Origin of the sequence: Clostridium sp. USBA 49 (genome assembly GCF_900167505.1) — a bacterium.
Taxonomy (GTDB): Bacteria; Bacillota; Clostridia; order Clostridiales; family Clostridiaceae; genus Clostridium_AT; species Clostridium_AT prolinivorans.
In genome coordinates this window covers 1-15,559 of record NZ_FUYD01000008.1, presented here as the reverse complement: position 1 = coordinate 15,559, position 15,559 = coordinate 1, and the positions used below count along the sequence as shown (strand labels likewise).

15 protein-coding genes, 1 tRNA gene and 1 rRNA gene are annotated in these 15,559 nt (G+C 27.2%); 15 read left to right on the top strand and 2 right to left on the bottom strand.

The window, feature by feature from the left end:
- The first annotated feature begins 63 nt into the window (after window positions 1-63).
- The 9 genes from B5D11_RS08550 to B5D11_RS08510 all read left to right on the top strand — a co-directional run bounded on the left by B5D11_RS08550 (window position 64) and on the right by B5D11_RS08510 (window position 7,625).
- Window positions 64-396 (top strand): hypothetical protein, encoded by a 333-nt coding sequence (locus B5D11_RS08550; RefSeq protein ID WP_078682624.1) that lies wholly within the window; start codon window positions 64-66, stop codon window positions 394-396.
- A 22-nt stretch (window positions 397-418) separates the two neighbouring features.
- Window positions 419-826: a biotin/lipoyl-containing protein gene (locus B5D11_RS12965; protein WP_078682623.1), complete on the top strand. Its 408-nt coding sequence runs from the start codon at window positions 419-421 to the stop codon at window positions 824-826.
- Between the two features lie 77 nt (window positions 827-903).
- Window positions 904-1,692 carry a type III pantothenate kinase gene (locus B5D11_RS08540; protein ID WP_078682622.1) on the top strand — a complete coding sequence of 263 codons (789 nt, stop codon included), beginning with the start codon at window positions 904-906 and terminating at the stop codon, window positions 1,690-1,692.
- Window positions 1,692-2,657: a tRNA dihydrouridine synthase DusB gene (dusB, locus tag B5D11_RS08535; protein ID WP_078682621.1), complete on the top strand. Its 966-nt coding sequence runs from the start codon at window positions 1,692-1,694 to the stop codon at window positions 2,655-2,657. The genes B5D11_RS08540 and dusB overlap by 1 nt, the downstream gene beginning before the upstream one ends.
- Window positions 2,658-2,732: 75 nt before the next feature.
- Complete coding sequence (locus B5D11_RS08530) at window positions 2,733-3,551, top strand: hypothetical protein (protein ID WP_078682620.1); 819 nt, start codon at window positions 2,733-2,735, stop codon at window positions 3,549-3,551.
- 159 nt (window positions 3,552-3,710) lie between these two features.
- Complete coding sequence (greA, locus tag B5D11_RS08525; RefSeq protein WP_078682619.1) at window positions 3,711-4,193, top strand: transcription elongation factor GreA; 483 nt, start codon at window positions 3,711-3,713, stop codon at window positions 4,191-4,193.
- 71 nt (window positions 4,194-4,264) lie between these two features.
- Window positions 4,265-5,773, top strand: a complete 1,509-nt coding sequence (lysS, locus tag B5D11_RS08520; RefSeq protein WP_078682618.1) for a lysine--tRNA ligase — start codon at window positions 4,265-4,267, stop codon at window positions 5,771-5,773.
- Window positions 5,774-5,858: 85 nt separating this feature from the next.
- Window positions 5,859-7,088, top strand: a complete 1,230-nt coding sequence (locus B5D11_RS08515; protein WP_078682617.1) for an NAD(P)-dependent malic enzyme — start codon at window positions 5,859-5,861, stop codon at window positions 7,086-7,088.
- 78 nt (window positions 7,089-7,166) lie between these two features.
- Complete coding sequence (locus B5D11_RS08510; RefSeq protein ID WP_078682616.1) at window positions 7,167-7,625, top strand: S-ribosylhomocysteine lyase; 459 nt, start codon at window positions 7,167-7,169, stop codon at window positions 7,623-7,625.
- A gap of 92 nt (window positions 7,626-7,717) precedes the next feature.
- Here the strand turns inward: B5D11_RS08510 and B5D11_RS08505 are convergent, their stop codons facing one another.
- Window positions 7,718-8,401, bottom strand: a complete 684-nt coding sequence (locus B5D11_RS08505) for a YkgJ family cysteine cluster protein (RefSeq protein ID WP_078682615.1) — start codon at window positions 8,399-8,401, stop codon at window positions 7,718-7,720.
- A 372-nt stretch (window positions 8,402-8,773) separates the two neighbouring features.
- On the opposite strand from B5D11_RS08505, the gene B5D11_RS08500 reads away from it, so the two are divergent.
- From B5D11_RS08500 to B5D11_RS08485, 4 genes are all read left to right on the top strand, one after another.
- Window positions 8,774-8,848: transfer RNA gene (locus tag B5D11_RS08500), tRNA-Asn, on the top strand.
- A gap of 302 nt (window positions 8,849-9,150) precedes the next feature.
- The gene (locus tag B5D11_RS08495; protein ID WP_078682614.1) at window positions 9,151-9,573 is read left to right on the top strand and encodes a PPC domain-containing DNA-binding protein; all 423 of its coding nucleotides are present in this window, start codon (window positions 9,151-9,153) and stop codon (window positions 9,571-9,573) included.
- Between the two features lie 290 nt (window positions 9,574-9,863).
- A complete protein-coding gene (locus tag B5D11_RS08490) occupies window positions 9,864-11,255 on the top strand; it encodes a glycine--tRNA ligase (RefSeq protein ID WP_078682613.1) in 1,392 nt (463 codons plus the stop codon).
- A gap of 201 nt (window positions 11,256-11,456) precedes the next feature.
- Window positions 11,457-12,416, top strand: a complete 960-nt coding sequence (locus B5D11_RS08485; RefSeq protein ID WP_078682612.1) for an aminoimidazole riboside kinase — start codon at window positions 11,457-11,459, stop codon at window positions 12,414-12,416.
- A 202-nt stretch (window positions 12,417-12,618) separates the two neighbouring features.
- On the opposite strand, the gene B5D11_RS08480 is transcribed toward B5D11_RS08485, so the two are convergent.
- Window positions 12,619-12,903 carry a hypothetical protein gene (locus B5D11_RS08480; RefSeq protein ID WP_078682611.1) on the bottom strand — a complete coding sequence of 95 codons (285 nt, stop codon included), beginning with the start codon at window positions 12,901-12,903 and terminating at the stop codon, window positions 12,619-12,621.
- Between the two features lie 408 nt (window positions 12,904-13,311).
- Here B5D11_RS08480 and murD point away from each other — a divergent pair, with 408 nt between their 5' ends.
- Both murD and B5D11_RS08470 read left to right on the top strand, forming a co-directional pair.
- Entirely contained in the window at window positions 13,312-14,688 is a 1,377-nt protein-coding gene (gene murD / locus B5D11_RS08475) for a UDP-N-acetylmuramoyl-L-alanine--D-glutamate ligase (RefSeq protein WP_078682610.1), read from the top strand.
- Window positions 14,689-15,336: 648 nt separating this feature from the next.
- A 16S ribosomal RNA gene (locus tag B5D11_RS08470) occupies window positions 15,337-15,559 on the top strand; the annotation flags it as partial.

Sequence of the window (15,559 nt, the reverse complement as noted above, 5' to 3'; positions counted from 1 at the left end):
AAACACAAAAGAATGGGGAACTTTAAAATTTAAAAACGAGATAAATATAAGGAGAGAAAATTTATGCCTGATTTAAATGGTTCTTTGGTGATAAGTGCTTTAATAATTATTTTAATGGTTATTATTTATTTTTTATATCCTAAAATAAAATCTGATAAAAAATACGATACATTAAATGAAAAAGAAGAATTATCTTCTGATATAATTTTATCTGATAATAAGATTAATGAAGATGAAAAACAGTTAGAATTGGTTGCCGCTATAATGGGAGCTTTATCAGCTTATATGGATATTCAGGATTCAAATCTTAAAATAAAAAGTATAAAAAGAGTTGATGGAACTAAATCGACTTGGAGAAAAGAAGGAATTGTAGAACTTTTAGAAGAAGTGAGATAATTTAAAAGGAGGTTTTTATATTATGAAGAAATATTATGTAACTGTAAATGGAAATAGATATGAGGTTGAGGTTGAAGAGGCTAAGGAAGATTTTAATGGGCCATCTAAAGTATTGAATTCATCAAGTAATAGAGAGGGAAATTACAAACCATCACCAATGCAAGTTCCAAAACCAGTAATTTCTAAAGAAAAAATTTTAAATAATGATATAAAAGAAGGAGAAAAAATAAATTGTCCAATGCCAGGTACTATATTAAATATAAATGTTAAAGAAGGAGATAATATTAAAAAAGGAGATTTGCTTTTTATACTTGAAGCTATGAAAATGGAAAATGAAATTGTTTCTCCAATTTCGGGTACGGTAATTTCTATATCAGTTTCAAAAGGTCAGTCAGTAAATACTGGAGATATACTAGCTATTATTAAATAAAAAATTATTTATTTTTATATTTACAAATAATTTTACGAGTATACAATATAATATGTATCATTAAGGGGGTGCTTATTTTGATTTTAGTTTTAGATGTTGGAAATACTAATATAGTTCTAGGAGTATATAAAGGGAAAACTTTAATTGCAGATTGGAGACTTGCAACAGATTTTAAAAGAACTGCAGATGAATACGGGATACAAGTTACTGAATTATTTATGAAAAAAAGTTTAGATTATACTAAAGTTAATGGAGTTATTATATCTTCTGTTGTACCAAATATTATGTATACTGTAGAACATATGATAAGAAAATACTTCAATTTAACTCCACTTATTGTAGGACCTGGTATAAAAACAGGTATAAATATAAAATATGATAATCCTAAAGAGGTTGGAGCAGATAGAATTGTAAATGCAGTAGCTGCACATGAGATTTATAAAAGACCTATTATAATAATTGACTTTGGCACTGCAACTACATTTTGTGCTGTAACTAAAAATGGAGATTATTTAGGAGGAACTATAAGTCCGGGTTTAAAAATTTCTGCAGATGCTCTTTTTGAAAAGGCGGCAAAACTTCCTAGAGTTGAACTTTCTAAACCATCTAGCGTAATATGTAAAAATACAGTTACAAGTATGCAGTCTGGAATAATATATGGATATACTGGATTGGTTGACTATATAGTTGAAAAAATGAAAAATGAAATGGAAGCTTTAGGAGAAATTAATCCTTTAGTTATTGCAACAGGAGGATTGGCTAATTTAATAAGTGAAGATTCCAAATATATAGAAAAGGTTGAACCATATTTAACTTTAGAAGGACTTAGGATTATATATGAAAAAAATAAAGAAATGGTGATGTAATGAAAATAGCTAATCTAGAGTTTGAAAATAATGTTTTTTTAGCACCTATGGCTGGAGTTACAGATATAGCATTTAGAGGCCTTTGTATAGAAATGGGATGCGGATTTGTATATACAGAAATGATAAGTGCAAAAGGATTATATTATAAAAGTGAAAATACAATAGATATGCTTAAAGTTTCAGAAAAAGAAAAACCTATAGGAGTTCAGATTTTTGGTAATGATCCTTATATAATGGCAAAAGCTTGTGATTATTTTAATGATAATGAAGATATATCTCTTATTGATATAAATATGGGATGTCCTGCTCCAAAAGTAGTAAAAAATGGAGAAGGATCTGCACTTATGAGAAATCCAAGTTTAGCTTCAGATATTGTAAAAGAAGTAAAAAAGGCAAGTATTAAACCTGTTACAGTTAAATTTAGGAAAGGATTTAACGATAGAGAAATAAATGCTGTAGAATTTGCTAAAGTTATGGAAGATTCAGGGGCAGATGCTATAACTGTTCATGGCAGAACTCGTGAACAGATGTATGAAGGTAAGGCTGATTGGGATATAATAAGGAAGGTTAAAGAAAGTGTTAAAATCCCTGTTATAGGAAATGGGGATATTTTTTCAGCCGAAGATGCTTTAAAAATAATTGAATTTACAAACTGTGATGGAATTATGATAGCAAGAGGAGCTATGGGAAATCCATGGATATTTACACAGATAAACCAGGCGCTTAATGGAGAAAATATAATTTATCCAACTCCAAGTGAAAAAATAAATTTAGCTATAAGGCATTTTGAACTTGCTCTTTATTATTTTGGTGAAAATAAAGCAATAAGAGAAATGAGAAAACATATTTCTTGGTATATAAAAGGTCTTTTAAATTGTACAGAGATTAAAAATATAATAAATACAGAAAAAAGTGCAGAGAATGTGGTTAAAATATTGAAAGAATATAGCAAATCTTTTACATAAAAATTAAAAATAAAGTAATTTTTTTAAATATAGTTAAATATAATATCATTATAAATAAGTCCATCGAGGTTAAAAATGAATCCCATTGTGTATGTAAATACAGATATAAAAAAAGCTTATTACGATGAAAGCTTTTTAGGAAAGGTAAAAGATAGGCTTCACACAAGTTTTGAGGGGGAGAGTTTTATAAAAGAGCTTGATTTAAAAATAGCTTGTGTAAAACTTCCTCCTAATTTTAATCCTAAAGCTTATAGACGCAACATACAAATAGCTAAAAAATATATAAAAAAAAGACAACCATATTTAGCATTAAAAACTTATAGGTATCTTGACTTTCAATTTTTAAATGATTTTCAGAAAAAGCTTTTTGCATATGGAGTTGTAAACAGCATAAAACTTATACTTAGATTGAAAAATAAAAGCATAAAATCATCTTGTATAGTAGTATATGATGCTGCAGAAGATATAAACCAACATATAATTTATGAATTATCAAAAGAATGTAAATACTGTATACTGCTATCTAACAATATAACCTTTACAAGTAATCTAAGAGAGTATATTATCGCAAATTATGGTATATCTCCTATAGTAACTAATGATGTAGAATATGCTTTAAAAAAATCAGACTTTGTAATAAGTTCAAAAAATTTAGAAATAGATAATTTAGTATGGTACATAGATAATTTATTTCTGCCAAGCACAAATAAAGACTTAGCAATAAATGATATAAGTTTTTCAGTACCTTGGGATATAAAAGATATAAATTTGGGATTTGAACTTGTGGGAGCTATTTTAAGTCAAATGAATGAAAATGATATAGAAGCTTCATTAAAATATAATGGGATATATTTAGACAAAATAAAATTTAATGAAGAAATAAAAAATTTCTAGCTGTTGACATTATATAAAGGCTGATTTATAATATTAACTTAAATGATTGGCTTGTTTATATTAAAACATAGTAATAATGTTTCTATGTGTCAATATACTTTATTTAAATTAGGCACATTTAAAGGGAATTATTAGTAAAATCATGAAGGGGAGAAAAAAATGGCAGATTCAAAAAAATTTATAATGACTTATGAAGGAGTTAAAAAATTAGAAGAAGAATTAGAATATCTTAAAACAATAAAAAGAGTTGAAATAAAAGAAAAAATTAAAGTTGCCCGTGGGTATGGGGATTTAAGTGAAAATGCAGAATATGATGAAGCTAAAAATGAACAAGCCTTTGTTGAGGGCAGAATTGCTCAATTAGAAAATATGTTAAAAAACGCCCAAGTTGTTGATGAAGGTGATTTATCTACAGACAAGGTAAGCGTTGGTTCCATAGTTAAAGTTAAAGATTACGAATTTGATGAAGAAATTGAACTATCAATTGTTGGTTCAGCAGAAGCTAATCCTATGGAATATAAAATATCTAACGAATCTCCAGTAGGAAAAGCTTTGATTGGTAAAAAAGTTGGAGATATAGTAGAAATTCCAGTTCCAGATGGAGTAACTAAATATGAAATTCTTGAAATAAGAGTGGTATAATAATATTAAGGGCAGAATAACCTATATTTAAGTTGCTCTGCCCTAAGGCACTATAAAAGGAGGAAAAATAGATGGCAAATGATGAATTAAGCTTTCAGCAGCAGGAGGCTAAATTTAATGAACAGGTATTGCTTAGAAGACAAAAACTTGCAGATCTTAAGTCTCAAGGGAAAGATCCATTTGATGTTTATAAAGTGAATAGAACGCATACATCAAAAGAAGTAAAAGATGATTTTGATACTTTAGAAAATCAAACTGTTACAGTTGCAGGAAGACTTATGTCTAAAAGAGTTCAAGGCAAAGCTGGATTTTCACATATTCAAGATAGATATGGAAGGCTTCAAATTTACATAAAAATAGATGATGTTGGAGAAGTAAGATTAAAGGAATTTAAAAGTCTTGACTTAGGAGACTGGATAAGTGTTACTGGTTTTGTATTCAAAACAAAGACAGGAGAAATTTCTGTACATGTTAAGGACTTCCAGCTTATTTCTAAGTCTTTAAAACCACTACCAGATAAGTGGCATGGACTTAAAGATCCGGATTTAAGATATAGACAAAGAGAACTTGATCTTATAATGAATGAAAATGTAAGAGATACTTTTATAAAAAGAACTCAAATTATAAAAAGTGTAAGAGAATTTTTAGATAATAGAGGATACTTAGAAGTTGAAACACCTATACTTTCACCAATAGCAGGAGGAGCTGCCGCAAGACCATTTATAACTCACCATAATGCTTTAGATATAGATATGTATTTAAGAATAGCTACAGAACTATATTTAAAAAGACTTATTGTTGGTGGATTTGAGAAAGTATATGATATGGGTAAAAATTTTAGAAATGAAGGTATAGACATAAGACATAATCCAGAGTTTACTATGATAGAATTATACGAAGCTTATGCTGATTATAATGACATGATGGAACTTATGGAAAATTTAACAGCGTATGTTTGTAAAAAAGTTAATGGAACTACAAAGATAACATATCAAGGAACTGAAATAGACTTAACTCCTCCATGGAGAAGGCTTACTATGGTAGATGCAGTTAAGGAATATGCAGGAGTAGATTTTAATCAAATTAAAACAGATGAAGAGGCTCAAGCTATAGCTCGTGAAAAAAATCTTGAATTTAAGAAGGAATTAAAGGATTGTACAAAGGCAGATGTTTTAAATGCATTATTTGAAGAGTATGCGGAAGAACATTTAATTCAACCTACTTTCCTTATGGATTATCCTGTTGAAATTTCACCTTTAACTAAGAAAAAAAGAGGAAATGAAAATTTTACAGAAAGATTTGAAGGCTTTATTTTTGGAAGAGAAATATGTAATGCTTATTCAGAACTTAATGATCCTATAGTTCAAAGAGAAAGATTTGAGCAGCAAGCTAAAGAAAGAGAGCTTGGAGATGATGAAGCTTACGTAATAGATGAAGAATTTATGAGTGCTTTAGAAACAGGAATGCCTCCAACAGGCGGACTTGGAATAGGTATAGATAGATTAGTTATGCTTTTAACTGATTCTTATTCAATTAGAGATGTTATATTATTTCCAACTATGAAACCAAATCAACAATAATATTTACTATAGAGCAACTGGTTTAAACTAGTTGCTTTTTATAAAATTTAAAATAAAAACTTTACGCGAAGGGAATGATATTTAAATGGATTTAAAAGAAAGAGCTTTAAAAATGCATAAGGATAATCAAGGAAAGATAGCTCTTCATTGCAAAGTTCCAGTAAAAACTAGAGATGATATGACTCTTGCATACACACCAGGAGTTGCAGAACCATGCCTAGAAATAGAGAAAGATTATAATAAAATATATGATTATACATCAAAGGGAAATTTAGTAGCGGTTGTAACTAATGGGACAGCAGTATTGGGATTAGGTGATATTGGAGCAGGGGCAGGAATGCCAGTAATGGAAGGGAAAGCTATACTATTTAAATCTTTTGCAGGTATAGATGCTTTCCCTATATGTTTAAATACAAAAGACGTAGATAAAATAGTTGAAGCAGTAAAACTTATGGAACCAACCTTTGGAGGAATAAACCTTGAAGATATTAAAGCTCCAGAGTGTTTTGAAATTGAAGACAAATTAAAAAAAATATGTGATATTCCAGTATTTCATGATGATCAACATGGAACTGCAGTAGTTACTGCTGCAGCTATAATAAATGCACTTAAACTTACTGATAGAAAACTTTGCGATTTAAAGGTTGTTATAAATGGAGCTGGTGCAGCTGGTACTGCAATAGCAAAACTTCTTTTATCTATGGGAGTTAAAGATATAGTTGTATGTGATAGAAAAGGTGCTATATCAAAGGATAACGAAAATTTAGATAGTGCAAAGAAAAAGCTTGCTGATATAACTAATCCATATAATATAAAGGGTTCTTTATCTGATGTTATAAAAGGAAGAGATGTGTTTATTGGAGTATCTGCTGCAGGAGCATTAACTAAAGAAATGATTAAAACAATGAATAAAGATCCTATGATTTTTGCTATGGCAAATCCAATACCAGAAATTTATCCTAAAGAAGCAAAAGAAGCTGGAGCTAAAATTATAGGAACTGGACGTTCAGATTTTCCAAATCAAATTAATAATGTTCTTGCATTTCCAGGAATATTTAGAGGTGCTTTAGATGTTTTGGCAAGAGAGATAAATGAAGAAATGAAAATAGCAGCAGCTAAAGCTATAGCTAGCGTTATAAGTGATGATGAAATTAAAGAAGACTATATATTACCAGATGCATTTGATTTAAGAGTTGCACCTAAAGTTGCTGAGGCTGTAGCTAAAGCTGCTATAAAAACAGGAGTAGCAAGGAAAAAAGAAATTACACCTGAATGGGTTTTTAATCATACAAAAGAATTAATTAATAATAGATAATATAAAACGCAGTACTTTTATATTTAAAAATAATAACGTGTAATTATAGAAGCATTTGAAGAAGGGTAGGTAATTGTTTTGGTAAAGGTAGAAAGCTTTCAATTAGACCATACAAAATTAGTTGCGCCATATGTAAGAAAATGTTCTACAATGATAGGGGAAAATGGAGATAAAGTAACAAAATATGATTTAAGATTTACACAACCTACTAAAGAGGCTATGGGTACAGCAGCAATTCATGCTTTAGAGCACTTATTAGCAGGATTTATAAGAGAAGAATTAGATGGAGTTATAGATTTATCTCCAATGGGTTGTAGAACAGGTTTTTATTTAATAATGTGGGGAGATAAAGAAACTTCAGAAATAAAGACAGGATTAGAAAATGCATTAAAAAAAGTTTTAGATGCTAAAGAAGTGCCAGCAAGAAGTGAAGTAGAATGTGGAAACTATAAAGATTTATCTTTATTTGGAGCAAAAGAATATGCAAAGCAGGTTTTAAATAAAGGAATTAGTTTAAACATTTATGGAGATAAATAAAAATATTATATAAAAAATACATAAAAGACAGAAATAGCAAAATGTTTTTGATATTTCTGTCTTTTTAAAATAATTATTTTAAAATTGATTTACTAAATAAACCATGATTGTAAATGCTTATATTCATAATCAGTACCATATGTTAATTGATTAAGTTTTATTATAGCGTCTTTAACAGTTGTTTGAAAAGTAGAATAATATTGAGTAGTATCTTTAGTTAAAGCAGAACAAACTTCAGGAGAATCAAAAACTAAATATTTTCTGCATATAAATGGTCTAACTTCATAAATACTGCAATTTTCATTTTCATCTAAAAAAGCACATGGAATTTTACAAGATAGATATTCATTTTTTATATCTTTATTAAAGCTTCCATCTCTATATACAATTATTTTAGATAAAAGCTCTTTATGTTTTTTAATTTTTTCTTTAAATTTATTTATTTCTTCCTCAGAGTAATGAGAAGATAAATATTCATCTATATATTCTTTTTCAAGCTTACTTGTTAAAACCAAAAGTTTACAACAATGACCACAACCTTGTCTACATGATGCTACCTCAGCAGCAGGTGATGAAGCAATATCAAGTTTTTCATATAGTTTTTTAAGCTTTCTAAAAGCCTCTTCTTTAGTTATTTTCGTATTAACTGATTTTATTCTACTGTCAACAAAATTATTTAAATTATCAACTGCCTTTACGAACTTAGAATGGTTATAAACAATTTCATTACCATTTTTATCTATATATAATGTTTTATATACATCATTATTTCCCAATTATATATCCTCCCTTGTATAATGTAGTTGTAACATTTCATAGAAAACATATAGATTTTCAATCGAACAATAACAACTCATTTCTTTAAAATATTCTTAATTTATAACCTATCTTGTATAAGTTATAATAATAATTATAATAATAAATATTATTATTAACAATACAATAAAAACATTAAAAAAATATTCCAAAATTTTTATAATATTAGCACTAAGTTGATGATGCCTTTTTAATTATTTTTGTACAGTTATTAATAAAAATAGTTGCATATTAGGACATTATCATAAATTAATCATAAAATGCAATAAAAATATTTAAAAATATATTGTGTTTTTTTTATTTTATGATATAATTACACATGTAATAGATATTCCGTGGTAGCTCAATGGCGGAGCATTCGGCTGTTAACCGAAGGGTTGGAGGTTCGAGTCCTCTCCACGGAGCCATTTTTATTTTTTGATGAATAAATTAAAAACTCTAGGCTAAAAACCTAGAGTTTTTGTTTAATTATTTAACTATATTTCAGTTTATTTAACTATATTTCAGTTTATTTAACTATATTTCAGTTTTTTTGTTTTAAAACGTTTAAAATTTTTAGAATCATTTTTGCGAATACATAAATTAAAAGTATTGGAATTATTATTATACTTAGGATATAATAATAAATAAAAATAAGTAACTTATATAGTTATAAAAATAAAATTATATTTTTATTATTACGCATTTTGTTTAGGAAGGTGAAAATATTATGGAATTTAGGAAATTTGGGAATAAATACATAGTAAGACTTAACAAAGGTGAAGAAATTATTGAAACTTTAAAGAAACTTTGCCAAGATGAAAACATAACACTAGGTTCAATACAAGGAATTGGAGCCGTAAGTAATGTAAAGGTTGGATTATTTAAGCCATCTCTTAAAGAATATCATTCAATAGAACTAAAAGGTGATTATGAAATGACATGCCTTTTAGGAAATGTTTCTACTATGAATGGAGAGGTGTATTTACATCTACATATTGATGTTGCTGATGAAGAAAATAAAATTTATGGAGGACATTTAAACTCAGCTGTAATAAGTGCTACTGGAGAAATTATAATAGATACTATTGATGGAAAAGTAGATAGAGAATTTAGTGATGAAATTGGCTTAAATTTATATAAATTTAATTAGTTAAATAATTAAATGAGTTAAAAATATATCAAAATTATATATTGATTAAACTACAATAAGTTTTAAATAAATTTCCATTAAACAATGAAGTAGTATATTCATTATTGACTTACTTTAAAATATAGTGGTCAATTTTAAGAAAAATACTTTTGCGGCATAATTTATATATTTAATTAATTATTTAAAATTCAATGTATATATAATGTAAAGTAATAGATTACTTTGGTTAAATTAAAAATATTCAATTATATATTATTATAAACATATAAGCAAATAGGAGGTACTAATAAATGGCAGTAGAGAAAACCATGGATAAAATAGTAGCACTTGCTAAAAATAGAGGTTTTGTATTTGCAGGATCAGAAATTTATGGAGGACTTGCAAATTCATGGGATTATGGCCCTCTTGGAGTTGAATTTAAAAATAATGTTAAAAAAGCATGGTGGAAAAAATTTGTACAAGAAAGTCCTTATAATGTTGGAATAGATTCTGCAATACTTATGAATAGAGAAGTATGGGTAGCATCAGGACATGTTGGAGGATTTTCTGATCCACTTATGGATTGTAAAGAATGTAAATCTAGATTTAGAGCTGATAAATTAATTGAAGACTATATGACTGAAAATGGAATAGAAGTAGCAAGTGCTGATGGATGGACTAATGAACAATTAAAAAATTATATTGATGAACATAATATAGTTTGTCCTAAATGTGGCAAGAAAAATTTTACTGATATAAGAAAGTTTAATCTTATGTTTAAAACTTTTATGGGAATAACAGAAGATGCAAAATCAGAAGTATACCTAAGACCAGAGACTGCACAAGGTATATTTGTAAATTTTAAAAATGTTCAAAGAACTTCAAGAAAAAAAGTACCTTTTGGTATAGCTCAAATAGGTAAATCATTTAGGAATGAAATAACTCCTGGAAATTTTATATTTAGAACAAGGGAATTTGAGCAGATGGAACTTGAATTTTTCTGTAAACCTGATACAGATTTAGAATGGTTTAAATATTGGAAAGATTATTGCTGGAATTTCCTTTTAAACTTAGGAATGAAAAAAGAAAATTTAAGAATGAGAGATCATGCTAAAGAAGAATTATCTTTTTACAGTAAAGCAACATCAGATATAGAATTTCTATTTCCATTTGGATGGGGCGAGCTTTGGGGAATAGCTGATAGAACAGACTATGACCTTAAAAAACATGCTGAACATTCAGGAGTGGATATGAGTTATTTAGATCCAACAACTAATGAAAAATATATTCCATATTGCGTAGAACCATCACTTGGTGCAGATAGAGTTACATTAGCATTTTTATGTGATGCTTATGATGAAGAAACTCTTGAAGACGGAGATGTAAGAACTGTACTTCATCTTCATCCAGCATTAGCACCATTTAAAGCAGCAATACTACCTCTTTCAAAGAAACTTTCAGAAAAATCTTTAGAGGTTTATGACAAACTTAGAAAGAAATTTAATGTAGATTACGATGAAGCAGGAAGTATAGGTAAAAGATACAGAAGACAAGATGAAATAGGAACTCCATATTGTATAACTATAGATTTTGATACACTTAATGACAACACAGTAACAGTAAGAGATAGAGATACAATGGATCAAATCAGAATAAATATAGATGAAATTGAAAAATTTATTGAAGAAAAATTAGAATTTTAATTGAAATCTCATAATAATAGATATAAAGAAATTTAAAATTTAGTAATTTAGTAAAATAATAATCCTATCTGTTCTAAGAATAAAATATATATTTAATGATTGGGTTATTATTTTACTGTTCTATATTTACCTATTATATATTTAGTTTAAATGCATGATATATATAATAAATATAAAATAAAAAGTTAGGAAGGTTTTAAAATGGGAAGAGTTTTTACTATTGGTGAGGCACTTATTGATTTTATTCCAGAACAAAAGGGAGTAGCATTAAAATCTGTATCTTCATTTGAAAGAGCTCCAGGAGGTGCACCAGCTAATGTTTCTGCTGCAGTTTCTAAACTTGGAGGTGAAAGCGTTTTTATAGGGAAACTAGGACTTGATGCTTTTGGAGATTTTCTTATTGAAACTTTAAAAGATACAGGAGTAGAAACAAAATACATATATAGGACTAATAAAGCTAATACTGCTCTTGCTTTTGTTTCATTAAAAGAAGATGGAGACAGAGATTTTTCTTTTTATAGAAATCCTAGTGCAGACATGCTTTTAGAGGAAAACGAAATAGATAAAAATTGGTTTAATAAAGAAGATATTTTACATTTTTGCTCTGTAAGTCTTATAGATGCACCTGTTAAAAAAGCACATATAGCAGCAATTAAAGCAGTGAAAGAAATAGGCGGACTAATATCTTTTGATCCTAATATAAGACTTCCTTTATGGGAAAATCATGAAGAATATAAAAAAGTTATTAATGAATTTTTAAAATATGCTGACATTGTAAAAATAAGTGAAGATGAACTTGAATTTATTACGAGTATTAAAGAAAAAGAAAAGGCTATTAACTACCTTTTATCTTATAAAAATATTAAAATCCTTATAATTACAAAAGGCAAAAATGGAGCTTCAGCTTATTTTAATAATAGTAAAGTAAATGTAGAAGGATATAATGTTAAAGTTATAGATACTACTGGAGCTGGAGATTCATTTATAGGAGCATTTTTATATAAACTTTCAAAATATAATATAGACATAAATAATATAAGCAAATCTGAAATGGAAGAAATGCTTAAATTTGCAAATGCAGTAGCTGCCTTAACTACTACTAATAAAGGAGCTATAAGTTCATTACCTTCTATAAAAGCTGTGGAAGACTTTATAAAATAAAAAAAATACCGAGCATGGGGTCGCTCGGCACTAAATGGGGTTTATCATGGGGATATATTATATGTTATTAAATTATGGGGAATTATATTAATGTTTTCCTTACGGCACGTTAATAGTATAGCATATATATTGCTAAATTTACAATACCTAACATAAAAGTTTTTATTTTTAGTATTTTCTCATAATTTCGACAAATTTCAACTTAATTTGAGAATATTAAATAAACTATAGAACTAATAAATAAACTCATTATTCCTAAAATTAAAGCAATAAACTTAGATGTTTTATTAAATTTTGTTTTATAAACAACTAATAATGCTAGTATTATACCAAATGGAAATCTAAAACTGTTATTAAAAGTTATGTATAATTGGCATAAAAACCAAATACCTAAAAGTTTATAGTTATAATATTCTTCATTTTCTTGCTTTTTAAATTTAGAAATAAAAACTAAAGGACAAGTTAAAATTAATGTTAAAAATGCCATTTTTCTAACTCCATATAATTAATTCTATATATAAATATACAATATAAAAATTAAATATAACCTAGTAAAATAATATAAAAAGTAAGTATTTTTACTCGTTTTTATATTTGATTTTGAATAAATTGAATATATAAATAAATAATCTAAGGAATAGGCATTTTTAATAGATAACATTATATCTTAAAGCATCATACTTCTATTATTTTACCTCTCATATATTTTACTTCTCATAGGATCCATTTTACAGGCTATTGCTGAAGAACCAATTTGATTTACTTCCAATGGTTCTTCTATCTTTTTCATAAATATTTATATAATCATACTATTAACTTAGAGTATGTAATTTGATAAGAAAATGGTATAATTAAAAAAGAATTATTTTTATTATTATGGAAGTGAGGAAATTTGGTGAAAAAAGATTTTAAAGAATTTAAAGAATTTATAAAAGGGAAAAATACTGCTGTTGTAGGAATAGGAGTTAGTAATATTCCGCTTATAAGATTTTTATTAAATTTAGATGCAAAGGTTAGTGCTTTTGATAAAAAAAATGAAAATCAGCTTGGTGAAATAGGAAAAGAATTTAAAGAAAAAGGAGTTAAGTTAATTCTTGGTGATAATTATTTAGATAATTTAACAGGTTATGATGTTATTTTTAAAACACCTTCTATGAGAATTGACAGTCCTTCATTGATAAAAGCTAAAGAAGAAGGAGCATATATAACTTCTGAAATGGAGGAATTTATAAAATATTGTCCTGCAAAGATATTTGGCGTAACAGGTAGTGATGGGAAAACAACCACTACAAGTTTAATTTATAATATATTAAAAGAAGAAGGATATAAAACTTGGGTAGGAGGTAATATTGGTACTCCGCTTTTTGATAAAATTGAAGAAATTAAAGAAACTGATAAAGTTGTACTTGAACTTTCTAGTTTTCAGCTTATGACTATGACTGTATCACCACAAGTTTCTGTTATAACAAATTTAAGTCCTAATCATTTAGATATTCATAAGGACATGGAAGAATATGTAGATGCTAAGAAAAATATTTTTAAATATCAAGATAAAAATGATATATTGGTTCTAAATAGAGATAATGAAATTACAAATTCTATGGAAAATGAAGCTAAGGGCAGAGTTTTAAAATTTAGTACTAAAGAAGAAATTAAAGAAGGTGCTTATTATAAAGATGGAATACTTTATTTAATGGGTAATAAAGTATGTAAAGCAGATAAAATTATTATAAAAGGTATGCACAATATAGAAAACTATCTTGCTGCATTTTGTGCTTTAAGCGAAGATGTATCAATAGAAAGTATGAAAAAAGTAGCTTATACTTTTAAAGGGGTTGAACATAGAATTGAATTTGTAAGAGAAATAAATGGAGTGAAATATTATAATAGTTCTATTGCTTCAAGTCCATCTAGAACTCTTGCAGATATTAAAGTTTTTGGGAAACCTATAATATTAATTGCAGGTGGATATGATAAAAAAATTCCTTTTGAGCCTCTTGCACAAGAGGGGTATCCTTATATTAAAAAGTTAATACTTTTAGGGGCTACAAAATATAAAATAAAATCTGCTTTTGAAAAAATAATTTCTAAAAAGAATTTAAATTTACCTATTATTATGGCAGACTCTTTTGAAGATGCTGTATATAAGGCAAAGGATGAATCAGAAAATGGAGATATAGTTTTATTGGCTCCAGCTTGTGCAAGTTTTGATATGTTTGAAAACTTTGAAGTTAGGGGAAATAAATTTAAAGAGATAGTAAATAATTTATAAAAACTTTTATAATTATATTACAAAAGTTTTTTATTAAATATTTGAGCACTATATATAGCTGTAATGAAAATTTAGAAACACTATAAATAAATATACAGTGAGAATTAATTTACAACTTAATAACTTTTTAATATAACATCATTAATTAAAATTATATTAAAATCTTTTTTTCTCTTTAATACTAATTATTTTATATGGAGATACACCTGGTATAATTTGAATTATGTAACAATTTATAAGTTAGTCATATTTTATTTATAAAAAATATTTACGTATTTTTTGATAGTATCTTTTTTATATAATCTCCAGTGCCGGGTGTATCAATTGTAAAATTAATTAGAATAATGAAGAAATATGAAGAATAATGAATTTATTTTAATATAATAAATATTTTTTCTTATGAATTCTAATTTATCTCATGATATCATAAAAAACGTCGTTGAGAGCGACAACAATGTTTAGTCAATAACTTTATAGAGTATATAAAATTACCAATAAAAAAGTTGTTGACAAAACAAATAAATCTTGATAAACTATAAAAGCTGTCAGATGACAGCGAAATGATTGGTCTTTGAAAATTAAACAGAGAATAAGGTAATAACCAGCAATTCTTTTGATAAATAAAGCATGAGCTTAAAATCAGACTTTTAAATTGAGAGTTTGATCCTGGCTCAGGACGAACGCTGGCGGCGTGCCTAACACATGCAAGTCGAGCGAGAAACTTTTGTTTCTAGCGGCGGACGGGTGAGTAACACGTGGATAACCTGCCTCATAGTGGGGGATAGCCTCCCGAAAGGGAGATTAATACCGCATATTATTAAATCTTCGCATGAAGATTTAATGAAAGGAGCAATCCGCTATGAGATGGGTC

Coding starts and splice junctions, on each gene's coding strand:
- B5D11_RS08515 (WP_078682617.1), top strand. CDS start 5,859: ATGGATTTAAAAGAAAGAGCTTTAAAAATGCATAAGGATAATCAAGGA.
- B5D11_RS12965 (WP_078682623.1), top strand. CDS start 419: ATGAAGAAATATTATGTAACTGTAAATGGAAATAGATATGAGGTTGAG.
- B5D11_RS08490 (WP_078682613.1), top strand. CDS start 9,864: ATGGCAGTAGAGAAAACCATGGATAAAATAGTAGCACTTGCTAAAAAT.
- greA (WP_078682619.1), top strand. CDS start 3,711: ATGGCAGATTCAAAAAAATTTATAATGACTTATGAAGGAGTTAAAAAA.
- lysS (WP_078682618.1), top strand. CDS start 4,265: ATGGCAAATGATGAATTAAGCTTTCAGCAGCAGGAGGCTAAATTTAAT.
- B5D11_RS08485 (WP_078682612.1), top strand. CDS start 11,457: ATGGGAAGAGTTTTTACTATTGGTGAGGCACTTATTGATTTTATTCCA.
- dusB (WP_078682621.1), top strand. CDS start 1,692: ATGAAAATAGCTAATCTAGAGTTTGAAAATAATGTTTTTTTAGCACCT.
- B5D11_RS08550 (WP_078682624.1), top strand. CDS start 64: ATGCCTGATTTAAATGGTTCTTTGGTGATAAGTGCTTTAATAATTATT.
- B5D11_RS08530 (WP_078682620.1), top strand. CDS start 2,733: ATGAATCCCATTGTGTATGTAAATACAGATATAAAAAAAGCTTATTAC.
- B5D11_RS08495 (WP_078682614.1), top strand. CDS start 9,151: ATGGAATTTAGGAAATTTGGGAATAAATACATAGTAAGACTTAACAAA.
- B5D11_RS08480 (WP_078682611.1), bottom strand. CDS start 12,903: ATGGCATTTTTAACATTAATTTTAACTTGTCCTTTAGTTTTTATTTCT.